This is a genomic window from Dendrosporobacter sp. 1207_IL3150 (assembly GCF_036763085.1).
In the GTDB taxonomy this organism is placed as follows: Bacteria; Bacillota; Negativicutes; order DSM-1736; family Dendrosporobacteraceae; genus JBAIYU01.
The window spans coordinates 47,238-62,753 of sequence record NZ_JBAIYU010000006.1 but is presented as its reverse complement, the minus strand read 5'-3'; the positions used below and the strand labels follow the sequence as shown (position 1 = coordinate 62,753).

General features: G+C 40.5%; 17 protein-coding genes. All 17 read right to left on the bottom strand.

Going from position 1 to position 15,516, the window contains the following annotated elements; genetic code table 11:
* Positions 1 to 41 precede the first annotated feature (41 nt).
* Positions 42 to 659: a succinate dehydrogenase gene (locus tag V6C17_RS00950; RefSeq protein WP_333520685.1), complete on the bottom strand. Its 618-nt coding sequence runs from the start codon at positions 657 to 659 to the stop codon at positions 42 to 44.
* 91 nt (positions 660 to 750) lie between these two features.
* The gene (locus V6C17_RS00945) at positions 751 to 1,308 is read right to left on the bottom strand and encodes a Fe-S-containing hydro-lyase (RefSeq protein ID WP_333520684.1); all 558 of its coding nucleotides are present in this window, start codon (positions 1,306 to 1,308) and stop codon (positions 751 to 753) included.
* Between the two features lie 15 nt (positions 1,309 to 1,323).
* Positions 1,324 to 2,166, bottom strand: a complete 843-nt coding sequence (locus V6C17_RS00940) for a fumarate hydratase (RefSeq protein WP_333520683.1) — start codon at positions 2,164 to 2,166, stop codon at positions 1,324 to 1,326.
* A gap of 211 nt (positions 2,167 to 2,377) precedes the next feature.
* The gene (citC, locus tag V6C17_RS00935; protein WP_333520682.1) at positions 2,378 to 3,427 is read right to left on the bottom strand and encodes a [citrate (pro-3S)-lyase] ligase; all 1,050 of its coding nucleotides are present in this window, start codon (positions 3,425 to 3,427) and stop codon (positions 2,378 to 2,380) included.
* A gap of 3 nt (positions 3,428 to 3,430) precedes the next feature.
* Positions 3,431 to 4,972: a citrate lyase subunit alpha gene (gene citF, locus V6C17_RS00930; protein ID WP_333520681.1), complete on the bottom strand. Its 1,542-nt coding sequence runs from the start codon at positions 4,970 to 4,972 to the stop codon at positions 3,431 to 3,433.
* Positions 4,972 to 5,844 (bottom strand): HpcH/HpaI aldolase/citrate lyase family protein, encoded by an 873-nt coding sequence (locus tag V6C17_RS00925; protein ID WP_333520680.1) that lies wholly within the window; start codon positions 5,842 to 5,844, stop codon positions 4,972 to 4,974. Before V6C17_RS00925 ends, citF begins: the two co-directional genes overlap by 1 nt.
* Positions 5,844 to 6,137, bottom strand: coding sequence for a citrate lyase acyl carrier protein (citD, locus tag V6C17_RS00920; RefSeq protein WP_333520679.1), 294 nt, complete (start codon positions 6,135 to 6,137; stop codon positions 5,844 to 5,846). Before citD ends, V6C17_RS00925 begins: the two co-directional genes overlap by 1 nt.
* Before the next feature lie 33 nt (positions 6,138 to 6,170).
* Positions 6,171 to 7,103: an alanine-tRNA synthetase second additional domain-containing protein gene (locus V6C17_RS00915; protein WP_333520678.1), complete on the bottom strand. Its 933-nt coding sequence runs from the start codon at positions 7,101 to 7,103 to the stop codon at positions 6,171 to 6,173.
* A gap of 134 nt (positions 7,104 to 7,237) precedes the next feature.
* Complete coding sequence (locus tag V6C17_RS00910) at positions 7,238 to 8,488, bottom strand: methylaspartate ammonia-lyase (RefSeq protein ID WP_333520677.1); 1,251 nt, start codon at positions 8,486 to 8,488, stop codon at positions 7,238 to 7,240.
* A gap of 39 nt (positions 8,489 to 8,527) precedes the next feature.
* Positions 8,528 to 9,985, bottom strand: a complete 1,458-nt coding sequence (locus V6C17_RS00905) for a methylaspartate mutase subunit E (RefSeq protein ID WP_333520676.1) — start codon at positions 9,983 to 9,985, stop codon at positions 8,528 to 8,530.
* Between the two features lie 6 nt (positions 9,986 to 9,991).
* Positions 9,992 to 11,371, bottom strand: a complete 1,380-nt coding sequence (gene glmL / locus V6C17_RS00900; protein ID WP_333520675.1) for a methylaspartate mutase accessory protein GlmL — start codon at positions 11,369 to 11,371, stop codon at positions 9,992 to 9,994.
* Positions 11,364 to 11,798, bottom strand: a complete 435-nt coding sequence (gene glmS, locus V6C17_RS00895) for a methylaspartate mutase subunit S (protein ID WP_333520674.1) — start codon at positions 11,796 to 11,798, stop codon at positions 11,364 to 11,366. Before glmS ends, glmL begins: the two co-directional genes overlap by 8 nt.
* Before the next feature lie 36 nt (positions 11,799 to 11,834).
* Positions 11,835 to 12,794, bottom strand: a complete 960-nt coding sequence (locus V6C17_RS00890; RefSeq protein WP_333520673.1) for a GntR family transcriptional regulator — start codon at positions 12,792 to 12,794, stop codon at positions 11,835 to 11,837.
* A gap of 179 nt (positions 12,795 to 12,973) precedes the next feature.
* Complete coding sequence (locus tag V6C17_RS00885; RefSeq protein ID WP_333520672.1) at positions 12,974 to 13,399, bottom strand: RDD family protein; 426 nt, start codon at positions 13,397 to 13,399, stop codon at positions 12,974 to 12,976.
* Between the two features lie 310 nt (positions 13,400 to 13,709).
* Entirely contained in the window at positions 13,710 to 14,180 is a 471-nt protein-coding gene (locus V6C17_RS00880) for a metallophosphoesterase (RefSeq protein ID WP_333520671.1), read from the bottom strand.
* Positions 14,177 to 14,767 (bottom strand): XTP/dITP diphosphatase, encoded by a 591-nt coding sequence (locus V6C17_RS00875; protein WP_333520670.1) that lies wholly within the window; start codon positions 14,765 to 14,767, stop codon positions 14,177 to 14,179. The genes V6C17_RS00880 and V6C17_RS00875 overlap by 4 nt, the downstream gene beginning before the upstream one ends.
* A complete protein-coding gene (gene rph / locus V6C17_RS00870) occupies positions 14,764 to 15,510 on the bottom strand; it encodes a ribonuclease PH (protein WP_333520669.1) in 747 nt (248 codons plus the stop codon). Before rph ends, V6C17_RS00875 begins: the two co-directional genes overlap by 4 nt.
* Positions 15,511 to 15,516 lie beyond the last annotated feature (6 nt).

Below are 15,516 nucleotides of genomic sequence, written 5' to 3'. Positions count from 1 at the left end.
TCTAATATTATACAGAAAAATAATTTCTATACAGATTACTTTTATGCGATGTAACGAGTAAGAGCTAACAGACCAACGCCAGACATTAGTGCGAATAAGCCCCATGCTGCTTTGTTAACAAAGCCTTGAGCGCGAGGTCCAACAGCAATGCCCCAAGTAATACAGAAAGTGAAAAGACCGTTAGTGAAATGGTAAACAGCCGCCACTAAACCGATAGCATAAAGGACAAATACGATAGGATTGCTTAAATAATCATGCATTAATGCATAGTTGATTGGAGTACCGCCGCCTTTAACCATGAAACGCAGGTATCCTACGTGCCAGATCAAGAAAGCAAAAGTATACCAAGCAGTCATTCTTTGTAACCAGAATTGACGGTTACGAGCATATCCATAGTCTCCAACGTTATTTTTAGCTTGAAGTGCAATGTAAGCACCGTAGATACCGTGGAAAAGTAATGGAATAGCAATTGCAATAATCTCAAGAGGAATTAAAATTTCATGTGGAATTGCTGCAAGATGGGCAACTGTAGCATCGAAAGCCTGTGGACCTGCTAATACAGTTGAAATTGAGAAGATATGCTCCAGTAAGAAGAAACCAATTGGTACTATACCAGATAACGAATGAATACGTCGGATATAAAAATCAGTGTTGCTCATGCTTTAACCTCCTGTATATTTGGGTGACCTATTGGGGTTTTCTTTGGCTAAAATTTCACTAATTAGCCAAAAAAAAATTTAACTATTAATTTTACAGTCTGCGATAAGGCTTTTGACCTTCTTCGTAGTAGCTGTTGCCTTCACTGTCGATTACCACAATTGCAGGGAAATCTTCCACTTCAAGAGCAGCCACAGCTTCAGGACCTAGTTCTGGGTACGCCAGTACTTCGTATTTTTTAATACATTTTGAAATCAAAGCAGCGGCACCACCAACAGCGGCAAGATAAACAACGCCGTGTTTTTTCATAGCTTCGACAACTTCTGGTTTACGAGATCCTTTACCAATCATTGCCTTAATGCCTTGTTCGAGCATTTTAGGAGTATAGGCATCCATACGACCAGATGTAGTTGGACCAGCTGATCCGATAGGGTTACCAGGTTTTGCTGGTGTTGGGCCAAGATAGTAAACTATTTGGTTTTGCCAATCAATCGGAAGTTTTTCGCCACGATCTAAAGCTTCAACCATTGTTTTGTGAGCAGCATCACGGGCGCTGAAAATTGTACCAGTGATAAGTACGCTGTCTCCAGCTTTTAGCTTACGAGCTTGCTCTTCGGTTAACGGGGTTGTAATACGAATTTTTTCAGTCATTCCTTTTACACCTCCTTATAACTCAACTTCGGCATGCCGAGTGGCGTGACAGCTGATATTTACTGAAACAGGCAGACCGGCGATATGGGTTGGATACCACTCAACATTTACAGCTAAGGCTGTTGTTGTTCCACCAAGTTGAGGCCCGATACCAGTCTTATTAATTAATTCAAGAAGTTCTTGCTCAAGTTTAGCATATTCAGGATGCTCATTGCGCTCAGTAATATTACGAAGAAGCGCTTTTTTAGATAAAATAGCAGCTTTTTCCATAGTACCGCCAATACCTACACCAACAACGATTGGAGGACATGGATTTTCCCCAGCGTGAAGAATAGTGTCTAAAACAACTTTCTTAACACCGGCAACTCCATCAGCTGGAACAAGCATTTTTAATTCACTTTTGTTTTCACTGCCAAAGCCTTTAGGCGCAAGTTTAATTTTAACTTTGTCGCCTGGAACAATGCTGGTATGAAGCACTGCAGGAGTGTTATTGGTAGTGTTTTTACGATTGAATAATGGCTCAGCAACCACTGATTTACGCAGGTATCCTTCGGTATAACCTTTGGCAACACCAGCATTTACAGCATCTACTATGTTTCCGCCAACAAAATGCACGTCTTGACCAATTTCCATGAAAATAACCGTCATACCAGTGTCTTGGCAGATCGGTCTGTCTTCATTCCTAGCGATATCGGCATTTTTAATGATTTGACCAATAACGTCTTTACCTAGCGGAGACTCTTCGGTTTTCTGGCCTTCTACCAAGGCGGCGTAAACGTCCTCAGGCAGATAATAGCAAGCTTCCATACACATTTTTGCTATGGCCTGAGTAATTTGCTCTACCTCAATTGTACGCATGCAAACCCTCCTAATTTGTAATATTATGTATGCATTTATATTCACAATAATAGCACAATTACTTTAGGTTGACAACCATTTTGGGCAAGAAAACAAAAAAAGTGCGATAGCGAAAAAACCCTTGAAATTACTGGCTTTTTTGGTTCTATCGCACTTTTATATTTTGCCAAAAACTGCAATTAGCGCCATGACATTATTGCGAATTTTCCGACTAATGGCGTGATTTATTATGTATAACCTTGTCGATTATCGGTTTTGCTTCAGCGGAAATTAAATATTTATAAGTTGTATCCGGAACTAGACTACTTATCTCAGCCCATTTTTCATCCTTAATTAAAGCTCTTACTCGTGATGCACTTATAACTTCGCCGTTAACTGTAATTCTATCCATTATCTTAACAGATATACCGCGTTGAGGCAGTATATCTGTTAACGCTTCATTATAAGCCCTAGTAACTAAGCAGTAAGGCTCATCACCTACATACCGGCTGCTGATTTTGAGCTCAGGAGCAATTCTAGATGCGAATATCTCTGCGTCAAGACGGGTTTGTGCCGTTACGGTCTCATTCCCTCTAGTAAAGTAGCCTGGAAAGGTGGCCGAAGATACAACATATTTCCCCCCTGGGACAACTGCTATATTATTAAACTCAGCTAAACCTTCTTTGACTAATCTAAATCTAACATCAAAAGGAAATACTGAACCTTCTTCACTAACTACCATGACAATAACAGAATCATTCTCCGCAGCGGCTTTAGTGATTACAGCTTTATGTCCTAAAGTAAAAGGGTTGCAATTTACTACCAATGCTGCTCTTTTACCTTCTGGCATCTCAACGATATTATTCGCTATTTCCCGGCAATAACTACCAATCGAGCCAATGCCTGACTCAAGTAAAACCGCATAAGGTTCAGCTCTGCCAACTTCATTAAAACCAAGTGCACTAAATAAATATGCCTTATCCGGTTTTGTAAATATGAAATAATGAAAGATACCTCTCCTACTAGCTTCGGTTATAAGTTTAGTAACTATTGTTGCAGTAAGTCCTTCGCCCTGAAAAGCATCATCAATTGCGATATTACGTAAGACCTCACCACAAAACGAACCCGTACCAGCGATTTTACCTTCCTTATATAAAGCAATCGTATAATCAACTTGGGCCGAAAAACTTAGATCAAAACGGGCAAGAAATTGTTTTATAATTGTCACTTGCTTCTCATTTTTAAGATCTATTACTCGTTCTTCAAAATCGCCCCAATTCATTAGCTAGTCCTCCAATTGCCGAACAACATCAATAACGGTTCCATCACGATATTCTACTATTGCGACGACACGTTGACCAGTAACCAGCTTATCTGGCGCTCCAGCAATGCTTTCAGCAATGCTTTTCAGTTCCTTAATATCCTTAACAGTAATTCCTGCTGCAAGAAGCTTATCACGCAATTCTGGACGACGAGGATTAACAGCAACACCGCGCTCTGTTACAAGCACATCAATAGTCTCTCCTGGTGTTGTAGCTGTTAAAACTTGCTCTACTATAATTGGTAAGCGTCCGCGCAGAAGGTTTGCTACTACTATTGTGACTTTAGCACCAGCTGCAGCATCAGCATGACCTCCAGAGCCGCCCATAATTACGCCATCTGATCCTGTAACTACGTTAACATTAAAGTCAGTGTCAATTTCTGTAGCACCTAAGATAACGGCGTCCAATTTGTTAACGGCACAACCATTATTAAATGGGCTGGCGTAAAAGTTCGCACTAATTTCCATATGGTTTGGATTTGCAGCAATTGATCGTATCGCTTCAAGATCAAAACCTTGTACATCCATTAGTTTCTTAAATAAGCCTTTTTCCAACATTTCAACCATGTACCCTGTTATACCGCCAAGAGCAAAACTACCGCTAATATTTTCTTTTTCCATCATTTTGCGAACAAAATGAGCCGTAGCTAAAGATGCTCCACCAGCGCCTGTTTGGAAAGAGAATCCTTCCTTAATTAACCCTGCTGCTTTTATTACATTAGCTGCCGTCTCTGCTATTTTTAAACCTACTGGGTCTTTGGTTATCCGGGTTGTGCCAGAAACTATACCCTTAGGATCACCAATACAGTCAACTTTTACAACATAATCAACTCTCGTTTGCGGAATGGATACAGGCGTAAGCGGATATTCAACCAAATAATCCGTTACCGCAACAACATTATCGGCGTACTCGGCATCAGGAATTGCGTAACCTAACGATCCGCACGCAGTTGGTCCTTGAACCCCATTAATATTACCATAATCATCTGCTGCTGGCGCCGCGATAAACGCCACGTCTATTTTAAGCTGTCCACACTCTATAGCACGAGCGCGGCCACCATGTGTTCTCAGAACAACTGGCTTTTCAAGTACCCCTCTTGATATTGCTTGGGCTACAGGTCCAGACATATAGTTTGTATCCAAGGCTGTTACCACGCCATTTTTCATATGGTCAACTAATGGTGCATGAACCGGAAAAACAGAACTTAAAGCCACTTTTAAATTTTTCAAGCCTAGTTTAGCCGCAACAGCTAAAACCATATTAACAACGCCATCACCATTACGGAAATGATGGTGGAAAGATAAAGTCATACCATCAGTAATTGGAATCTTTTTGAAAACCGCTTCGAGACTATCGGTTAGTTTGGTCTCACTTGGACGAATTGCCTTTACGCAAGGTGCCTGCCTATTCATACCAGGTTTTGTATTGAAAGCACCTGCGAAAAGTATCGGGGTTTGATAACCAGGAATTGATTCAGGTATTTCCCTGCCAATTGCATTCTTCATTACTCAATCTCCTTTCGCAAACCTAACAACTGCGCCAAAAATATTATATTATGTGCGCGGCTTACTATAGGCGCATCAACCATTTTACCATTAAGTGAGGCTACTCCGGACCCTTCCGCCTCTGCTTTTCTAAGTGCTTCAATTACTTGCTGCGCCCATTCAATATCTGTGTCACTAGGATTATAAACGCCATGAATAACGTCAACCTGTCGAGGATTAATCGCCATTTTACCCTTAAACCCAAATTGCTTAGCAACTATAGTATCTTGAAGCAGGCCTTCTTCATCGTTTGCATCAGTGAAAGGTGTGTCTATTGATTGTATTCCTGCAGCCGACGCAGCATTTACAATCATAGAACGGACCGTAAATATTTCAGTCCCTTCCTTTGTCCTCTTTGCTCCCAATGCTGCAGTGTAATCTTCTGCACCTAAAGCCAGAGCAACTACTCTTTGATCGGCTTTAGCAATATTATAAGCCTCGTGAATACCTTGCGGCGTTTCTAGCAGCGCGACTATTTTTACTGCCTTTTGACCTGTACGCTCAGCAGCCGCTACAAGTTCAACAACCTTTTTAATATCCTCGGCGGTTTGTACCTTTGGTACCATTAAAGCGCCTGGCTCACAAGGAACAATTGCTTTAATATCCTCATGGCCAAATGTATCTAGCGGATTAATTCTTACTACTTTCTCACTAGCGCCATAATCAACATTGTTTAATGCATGGGCTACAAGTATCCGAGCAGCATCTTTTTCATTAGGCGCCACAGCATCCTCTAAATCTAAGATAACCGCATCTGCCCCAAAAACACCACCATTTTGAAGCATCCCTGGACTATTGCCAGGAATAAACAGCATACTTCTGCGCAATTCCATTATAATAGTTCCCCCTCACACACAACTCCTGCTCGTCCAAGTGCTGTAAGCGTCCGCGCCTTGATAGTACAATCTAGCGCACCACGATCGACTGCCTTAATATAAATATCAGTTACGCCTAATTCACTAATGATATCAAGGATAGTTTTTCTGATAGCTGTACCATACTGAGCCAGTACTATACTGTCCAAATCTAGTAATACGCCACCCTCAGTTGTTGCTGGAGCTATTGTTATCATGATATCACCAGACTCCAGCGTCCCTGCCTGGGCTGTCTTAATTAAACTACTCATGAGATACCTCCGTATATATTTAATCTACTTGAATTAAATAGTTGCCGCGTAACTGAGCCCAGCAAACCCGTCGAGATTGTCCGAGTTCGGGCCAACTACGCCGATAATCAGATAAGAATTAGTTTTAGGATCATATTTATACTCATGTATTAATCTAAAATTCTCAATGTCTTCTGTATTACGAACATGAGTCCGCGGTCCTGAGCAAACCCACAAATCCTCGCCTAACTTAATATGACCTTCATCAACATAACAGACTGAAAGACCCTCATCTATAAGCCGCTTTACTTTCTTTTCGACCTCAGTTAGGTCAGCATCTAATGGTAATGGGTATTCAAGAACAAAGCCATTATGAACATCACGATGACCAAACGGCAATATAGCACCATAATCATGCAGTAAAATCCGCGATGTTATATCCTCAGCAGTATGAGCCATCTTACGGTAGCGCAGCGTCTTTGTTACAACATTTATAATCTCATCCGGGAAAGGGCCAAAAGTAGTTGGTCTTACTACTATAACATCACCGCCAACACCAATTAAGACATCGGCGTTTTCCCCTAAGACTGGGTATAACAAATCAAAGTGCTCAACAATAACCCTCTTGTTTTGCATAAGTGCTCTTTTAACAGCGTCAGCTATCACATATATTTGAGTAAACGCAGATTCAAAACGAATATCGACATGGTATGTATGACTTGTAAAAAAACCCTTATCAATATTTTTAAGCAGCGGCAGCGGACGAACATTAACGCCGTCGTCATCATTTGTAAGCTCTAATCCAGGAAACATACCTTTTATCATTGACGATTTACCAGCACCTGCATCACCAATCACACCGATCAATCGATCCAGCGGCGAGAGATAACGCTCACTTACTTGCTGACCGAGTATATACATCCTATTTCGACCGCGAGGTGCAAAATAACTGGCATACATTAACTGCTCAAGCATCATAGATTTCATTTATATTCCCCCAAGCGTAGTTTTCCTTATAACCACGTTACGGCATTCAATCAGTTGATCGAATGCCGATGTCGTGGGCTTACCTATATTTTAAAATTTTTACTGAGTATAAGCCAGTTATATTTAGTTTAGTACTATGATTTACGCGCCTGACGGAGTGCAAGGATACGGTTCATTTCATTATAAACTATCATTAATCCTTCATCGACACCCATACCAGGTTTAGCTAACATTTGTACTGGCTGGGTTGCCATTGCAATATGAACACACACCTGAGCTGAGCGATCTGTTTCATTGCAAGTTCCGCCCTGATAAGCACCTACACCCTTTTCTTTGCAATAGAGGATAGACTCAATAATATTATTTATTCCGCCTAAATCCGGAGTTTTAATCTGCAGCATATCGCCAGCACGCTTATCGGCAAATAACTTAATGTCTTCTAAAGTATTGCACCACTCATCCGCTACTATCTCAACATTGATTTGTTCTTGGTGCAAACGTGCAGTTAACTCAGCTAGTGCATCAATCTGCTTATCACGTTCCTCAACATCCATAGGACCTTCAATACGTAGCTTTAAAGGTGCAGCTGCCTGCTCTAATTTACGGAAATATTCAACCATCTTCTCAATATCATTATTAAACGCAATTCCGAAAGTACCGTAAACGTCAATATGAAGTGTTGGCAGATAGTCGTCTTCTGTACGTACAGCAAAAATTCGATCTTTTAGCCAACCTACATACTCAAGCAAAATTTCGCCATTTGCACCTAACTTTTCTGCAACATTATTAATAAGGGCATGCGGCAGAACTTGAGCTTTTTTAATAATCATTTTATCCGCATTGTTATAACGATCATCGCCGCTTTGAGTAAAGACAGGTATTTCCTTAGTACTAACTGTTGTACCATACTCTTCTGCTATTACTTCACACATAAGTTTTCTCTTTGCCTTAGCAACTGCATCAAGAATAGCTTGGGTCACACCGTATCTTAGTGCCGTATGGATTAATCGACCTGTATTAGGGTCAACCATACTGTCGATATCTTCAGCCAACTCTTTAAACGAATTTAACTCCCGGCCTACTAGGCGATTTTTAATATCAGACTCAATTACTGGGATGAAATCTTTAGCTAAAAAAAGAGGATCACGGCCGCCTGCACCGCTGTACTGTACAGCGGCACAATCGCCATATGCAACTTGGCCATCTTCAAGCACTATCATTACCGATACTGATTCGCCAGCCTGACGTACTTTTTCAAAACCAGGTGTAACCGGAGTTCCTTTATAAGTAAAGCCGTCATGATGAGCATTAGCTTTTATTGCTCTTTGATCATCAAAGTAAAAACCTGTAAGACCGCGTGAACACACTACATCTATAATTTTCATGATAACATCTCCATCCCTCAAATTTAGACTTAAAAGCTATTAACTTCTATTTGGCCTTCCTACTAGGCGACCTTTTGAGATTGCATAAATATCATCAATAACCATTTGGAAGCTAGGTTTACGACCTTCAGAGTTTGCCCGCTCTTCAATTTTAATACGATGGAAATCAATTATGTCTTGGGTAAAAGGAAGGTTTCCAGTGTCGAACAAGCGTACCGCACCATGGTTGTCACGAGCAGGTAATATTTTATTGAGTGAATATTTGCTTGGTGCAAAAGGTACATCCAAAACACCTGCCGCAAAAGCACTAACTGTGCCCTTAGCAAAGTCACCATTTCCTAACTCAAATACTTTATCTAAGATGCAGCGAGTTTCTGCTTTAATTATATCAATTTCAGTTTGCACTTCTGAGCTTAGAGGGAATGGCTGATCAGCTAGCATATTAATTAGCTGCTTAGTTGCTTTCAATCCTTGCGCATTAGCTTCTTTAGTCGGAATACCTAGAGCTTCATGTGGAGTTTTTACGATAACTTTAGTTGCCTTCGCTAAAGCAGCCGCCGCTGCCCCCCAGGAAATTACACCAAAAGCTTTAGCTTCATCCTGCGGGAAACCACCCATCCACTGATGGAATACAGTCGTAAGAACACAGTCATTATAGCCATTTTTAGCAAAATACTCATCAGCTAATTGCTCTAACGCTTTTATTGCAGCAATATCTTGGAATAAGTTACCGCATTGACCATAACCCAAAGTAATGTTTTTTACCCCTTGCTCAGCAGCTAATATACCTTCGATGATTGCAACAGAGTGGGAAACACTTGGTGGAACAAGAGTACCAGTTAAAGGACCAAATGGTTCACGGTTAATTTCGATACCATTCTCCGCATAAATACCTACCAAACGATCACAATACTGCCAATCATAGATAGTTTGCTCAAGAGAAACACTTTTAGCATAAGGGATGTTATAGGAAATACCGCCACCTTCATAGGCTGTGTATCCGCCAGCTAAGGTAATTTCACCAAGAAGTCTAGCATCAGGAGTGCCGTGACGAACTTGCAGAGGACCATCAACACTTTCAATTACTTTGCGAACGCCAGCTACACCATGGTTAACAGCAGGAAAACCATTAAGCAGCGATCGACCCGCACGTTTACTCTCTTCAATACCATTTTCAGCTTCTTTGTACTGATTCTGGCGGGTATAACTGTCAATCGTAGTTGGTAATAGATCAGCTTCGCCCTCAGTACGTAAAAAATTCAACAAGTTAATATGCTCATTAATCAGTGCAACACCAGCACGCGGCTGAGTTAACGTCTCGCCGTTTTTCTTTGCTTTTACAAGGCGCTTAGCAAAGTGTTTTTTTGCAGGTATAGTCTCGTGATATTTGAAGGCCTCAGCCATATCAACTTCAGCACCTGTTGGCCACTGCTTTAGTATATCTTCACGAATTGCATAAAACTCATCATGTGTCCATTTCTTATTTTTAAGTTCCATTTTATATTACCTCCGTACTATATATTTTTTCATCATTCGAATCGCAAGTTCTGGATAGTCCTCGCCCAATAAGCCCATTGAAGCCATAATGTAATCTTTATCTACTGCAAATTCCGGTTTTTTGGGCTTTAACACATGCGGACTAGCATCTTCAAAAATAATACCTTTTAATATGTCATTAGGTCTTTCGTTTGAGATTATAACTCCGCCAGTTCCAATTACATTATTTACGTTTGTCAGATCTTTACCTGTTTGGACAAAAACCTGACCTAAAACTGAATAATGTGTTTCCAACTGCCCGACATGACGATCAGCTCCAAGTTTAGTGCACGCCCGCCCCATTGCAACTTCCATACCTTTATCTTGTACGTTCTGAGGCAAGTATTCAATATCCGCTGTTACTTTCTCGACATACTCTGCAACTTCACTCTCATCAGCATTAGCAAACTTGGCTATTAGTTCAGCTCCAGCAGCCTTTAGTAAAGGCGAAGCACTGTATCTCATTCCTAAATCACCTTCAACTGTACGCTTACTGAACGGTTCTGGCAAACCTCTAAGTACTGCATTGGTAGTTGGGTCACCTTTGGCTATAGAATAAACATCAGTTGTTGCTCCCCCAATATCCACTACCATAAGATCGCCTATTCCACTTTCTTTATTGGTCCCAATACTAAGAAGTTCTGCAGCTTTTAAAACTGCTGCCGGAGTTGGCATAACCATTCGGTCAACCATCTTATTTGCTTTATTAATGCCTTTAGCCTCAATTATTCTTTGCAAAAAGATGTCACGTATAACTTCCCTAGCTGATTCAATATTAAGCTCATTCAGTTTAGGCATCACGTTGGCACATGGAACAACCTGCGTCATGGTCTCCGACAATATTTTAACAACAGTTGGTGTAACTGATTTATTGCCGGCTACAACAATTGGTACATCTTTACCCAAGTTTTTCAGCATCTGGGCATTGTGTAGTATGACTTGTTTGTTTCCGCCATCTGTTCCGCCAGCTAAAAGAATAATATCAGGATTGAGCTCTGCTATCTCAGTTATTTCGTATTCACTTAATTCATGACCAAATACTTTGAGCACCTTTGCACCGGCCCCTAAAGCAGCTCGTTTTGCCGCTTCAGCTGTTAATTCTGGTACCAACCCGATTGCCACCATTTTTAAACCGCCGGCCGCACTTGAACATCCCAGAATTTTGGAAAATTCTAGCTTGCCAGTTTGTAAAAACAACTCTTTTAAGGCTTTATTTAGACCTTCTGTGATATCTGTTTCGACAGTAGTTATCCCTCTGGCCGTACCTATTATAATTTCCTGCTCTACATCGACTGCCGTTATCTTAGTGTAAGTGCTGCCGAAATCAATAAGCAGAACATTATTCACTAAAATGACCCCTTTTCGCTAAATCGCTTTTTAGATCTTCGATTACCTGATCTGGCAAAATACCTGGTTCATATACTCGATCATATCCCATACCTAGAAACTTATCTTGGACTTCGGTAAAATCAGTTTTTCCAACAACTAAATTTCCGCCAACATACAGTAAAATGTCGCCGATCCCACTTTCATCGCAGCGGCTTCTTAATCCACGACAGTCTATTTCACCGTGACCGTATAAAGAAGCAACAAGAATTGCCTTAGCGTCTGTTTCAATAGCTGCGTTCACAAAATCTTCTTGAGGTACAAGCACACCAAGATTTACAACCTCGAACCCCGCAGCTGTAATTGCGTGAGCCAAAATTTTATTACCCACAGCATGACAATCCGCCCCTATAACTCCTAAAACAATTTTTGTTCTATCTTTCTGCATTCTAATTACCCCTTTATATATTTTTAGAAATATTCTTCATGTCATTATTCTTCCAATAAGCTGATTGAGCGATCCTTGGTCTATTTCATAATAAAAAGTTATTATTTCTTTATCATTTAGTACTACTTGACGTACTAAACTTTCGTGTCCTTCATCGACAACCAGCACTTCGTGCTGGTTAGCGAATTGACGCAGCTTTTCGCGATTGCCATTATCTATTAATTCGTTAATCTCACCAGTCTCAATCATTGTTTTAGCCATTAAATTTCTAATACTATCGATAAATTCACGAGTTTCAGCAATAATACCGACTGAAGTTCCACCGGAAAGCCGCGCTAATCTTACAACAGCTTCGAGATAAGGCACAGTTGAAACAACCGCTATCTTTTTACTATTCCCCATCATTCCCATTATTACCGCTTGATTTTCAATGCTAGTAACCACCAGATCGCAAGCATGCAGCAATTCAATAGGAACAGTTCCTTGCATTAATGACTTAAGTTCAACGGCTTCAAAACTAGCCTTAACAACCTGACTTATTTGGAATATATAATGCTTTATAAATTCCGGTGTATTAGCAACAATAGCTATTCTCAGTTGTTTTGCGTCTTCAGCTTTTTCTTTCGCGCGAATACTGGCAAAAGCTATGAATTGATCTACACTGAATCCTAGCCCAGTAACTTTTGCGATAGCCTCGTCAATAATTTTCAGCGCCCGCTCCTGGCGTGTGCCAGAAAACTCAGTTGACGTGCTATCAAGTTCGTCCGAAACCTGTCTTACAAAGGTTCCCCGACCCTGCCGAGCTTCTAAAACCCCCTCAAGCAGCAATTCTTTATAAGCTGCGCTTACAGTATTTCGGCTGATACCAAGTTTTTGGGCCAATTCTCGTTCCGTAGGTATTTTAGCACCTACTGAGAACTCTTCTGATTTGATTCTATCCATTATGTAGTTTTTAACTTGAAGATAAATCGGCACACCCAATCTTTGCAGTATCATCCATTCACTCTCCTCAAATTGGATTAATCCATTAATCCAATTTGTACTATATAAATATTATCGCATATATATTGTCAGAAAACAATCTCAATTTGTATACAAAAAGCTAAAGGAGATCGCGAGATCTCCTTTAGCTTGCTTAATTTCTCATATTTCTTTAAAAATACTCACTATTTCGCCTATTTCCTAACAACTATTGTTCCGGCCAACCTGTCACCAATTCGCTGGTTATTAACAGATACCCATATCGACAATGCCCCAAGAAGATACGCGAAAGGCAACCCATCAATTATTCTCGCTACTGTCCTGACAACCGCTGCTTTAGTGTCACAGGGTGTTCCATCAAGCTTTACGACCTTTAGGCCAATGATCAGTTTCCCAATTGTCGCGCCCCGCACTCCCTCGAAATAAATATAATAAGCAAAACTCAGCAGCATTGTAATATAAAAACCAATTCCTTCTAGAGTAAATCCTTCCGATATGGTAGTGCCGAAAATCGCTGCAACCAAGTATGAAACCGGTAAGAATATAAGCCCGTCAATTAGTATAGCAACAAACCTTACACCAACACCTGCCCCGACTAAGGTTACATTACCATTATTCATTAACTCACTCCTTCCCTTCGAGAATTCTCTTAGAACTGACACATTATAATATATGCAATATAATCGTCGCATGACTTACCTCTGGTAAGATTTAAACTATCTCCGGAAGGAGCTTAAGAATTAATTATAAAGTCGAGCCCTCTACAACATTTAGGCACAAGGATCAGCCCTATTATACGAAAAGGCGTTGGAGCGCTAATAATGCATGCCAATTAACGACTTTAATTATAAATACGGAAAGCTTATATTTTTTCGTAATATAAAAAATGCAGGCAAAAGCGCTTTATAGCACCTTCGCCTGCATTCTCAATTAAAACTCAACTATTTGGGCTTCAGCTATTTTATTTTTAATTTCAATAATTGCATAAGTTGGCTTAGGCCACCGCGGCTTAGAAACGCTGCCTGGATTAACTAACAATACACTATCAAGTAGTTTAACTTCAGGCACATGACTGTGCCCAAAAATAACAATATCTACTTCATATTGCTTAGCCCACCATAGAAGTTGGTGGTAACTCTGTTTTACGTCATAACGATGTCCGTGGGTCACCCATATTTTTTTGTCTTCCAGTTCGATAAATTCATCAGGTTTAGCCTTACAGGCACCATCGCAGTTTCCAGCAACAGTTATAATAGTTGTATTGTTCCTACCGGCAACTAACTCAGCGTCTTGGCTATAATCGCCGGCATGAATCCAAAGATTTATATCCTTTGCATCCTCCAACACTTTTTTAATCGCCCTAATATCACCATGACTATCACTGATAACACCGATTCTCACTTTAAATATACCGCCATTTTTTCAGCCATACTTCGCAGTGCTGCCCCACGATGACTAATAGCATTTTTTTCATTAATACTAATTTCAGCTAGCGTCTTATCTAAATTTGGTATCAAAAACAGTGGGTCATAACCGAAACCGCCATTGCCGCGAGGTTCATTAAGCAATACCCCTTCACATACCCCATCTGTTGATAAGACTTCTCCATTTATATCATAAAACACCAATGAACAACGAAAGCGAGCTGTACGGCAATCCTCATCCTTAAGATTTTCTAACAGCTTTTTATTATTCTCTGAATCTGAAGCGTTTTCACCTGCATAACGCGCTGAATATACACCAGGCGCACCGTTAAGCGCATCAACTTCCAAGCCTGAATCATCAGCAAGACAAGCTTTTCCTGTAAAATTAGAATAGTATTTAGCTTTTATTAATGCATTTTCAGCAAATGTTGAGCCATCTTCAACCGCTTCGGCTACTTCGCCAAAATCAGCAAGCGATACCACCTTCACCGGCAAATGTGCTAAAGCGGCAGCTATTTCAGTAATTTTGCCACTATTTTTGCTTGCTATAACTACTTCTTTCAAGGCTCACGCCCCACTTTCCAAGATAACTGCCCTAATATTTCTTTCTGATAATCAATCAGTTCAAGGATTCCTTTATCAGCTTTTGCTAACATGTCATTTAATTCTTGCCTGCTATATGGCCTTTCTTCTCCTGTACCTTGAACTTCTACAAACAGACCATTTCCAGTCATAACGACATTCATATCTACCAAGGCATTAGAATCTTCGTCATAACATAAATCCAGCACAACCGTTCCATCTTTTAGAATGCCAACACTTGCTGCAGCTAAGAAGTCCTTGATAGGAAAAGGTTTTTCTTCATTAGTATAGATTGAATTAATTGCATCGACCAATGCGATAAAAGCACCGGTTATTGACGCAGTTCTTGTTCCTCCATCTGCTTGAATAACATCACAATCTATCCATATTGTACGTTCACCCAAAGCTTTTAAATCAACTACACTGCGCAAAGCGCGCCCTATAAGACGTTGAATTTCGTGGGTACGGCCAGTAATCTTCCCTCTAGTTGATTCACGCGAATTACGAACTTGGGTAGACCGAGGTAATAGCGAATATTCAGCCGTTATCCAACCTTCTCCTGAGCCTTTTAAAAATGGCGGAACCTTATCTTCAATAGTCGCAGTACAAATTACCTTAGTACTGCCAACTTCAATTAAAACAGAGCCTTCTGGATACTTTAAATAATTCCGGGTTATTTTAACCTGTCTCATTTGCTCTGGCGTACGTCCGTCTACTCTAGTCATAGTTCC

Excerpts from the sequence above, each read along its gene's own strand:
- citC (WP_333520682.1), bottom strand. The coding sequence starts at position 3,427 with ATGAATTGGGGCGATTTTGAAGAACGAGTAATAGATCTTAAAAATGAG.
- V6C17_RS00905 (WP_333520676.1), bottom strand. The coding sequence starts at position 9,985 with ATGGAACTTAAAAATAAGAAATGGACACATGATGAGTTTTATGCAATT.
- V6C17_RS00950 (WP_333520685.1), bottom strand. The coding sequence starts at position 659 with ATGAGCAACACTGATTTTTATATCCGACGTATTCATTCGTTATCTGGT.
- rph (WP_333520669.1), bottom strand. The coding sequence starts at position 15,510 with ATGACTAGAGTAGACGGACGTACGCCAGAGCAAATGAGACAGGTTAAA.
- V6C17_RS00915 (WP_333520678.1), bottom strand. The coding sequence starts at position 7,103 with ATGAAATCTATGATGCTTGAGCAGTTAATGTATGCCAGTTATTTTGCA.
- V6C17_RS00890 (WP_333520673.1), bottom strand. The coding sequence starts at position 12,794 with ATGATACTGCAAAGATTGGGTGTGCCGATTTATCTTCAAGTTAAAAAC.
- V6C17_RS00925 (WP_333520680.1), bottom strand. The coding sequence starts at position 5,844 with ATGGAATTGCGCAGAAGTATGCTGTTTATTCCTGGCAATAGTCCAGGG.
- V6C17_RS00940 (WP_333520683.1), bottom strand. The coding sequence starts at position 2,166 with ATGCGTACAATTGAGGTAGAGCAAATTACTCAGGCCATAGCAAAAATG.
- V6C17_RS00910 (WP_333520677.1), bottom strand. The coding sequence starts at position 8,488 with ATGAAAATTATAGATGTAGTGTGTTCACGCGGTCTTACAGGTTTTTAC.
- glmS (WP_333520674.1), bottom strand. The coding sequence starts at position 11,798 with ATGCAGAAAGATAGAACAAAAATTGTTTTAGGAGTTATAGGGGCGGAT.
- V6C17_RS00945 (WP_333520684.1), bottom strand. The coding sequence starts at position 1,308 with ATGACTGAAAAAATTCGTATTACAACCCCGTTAACCGAAGAGCAAGCT.
- citD (WP_333520679.1), bottom strand. The coding sequence starts at position 6,137 with ATGAGTAGTTTAATTAAGACAGCCCAGGCAGGGACGCTGGAGTCTGGT.
- V6C17_RS00885 (WP_333520672.1), bottom strand. The coding sequence starts at position 13,399 with ATGAATAATGGTAATGTAACCTTAGTCGGGGCAGGTGTTGGTGTAAGG.
- citF (WP_333520681.1), bottom strand. The coding sequence starts at position 4,972 with ATGAAGAATGCAATTGGCAGGGAAATACCTGAATCAATTCCTGGTTAT.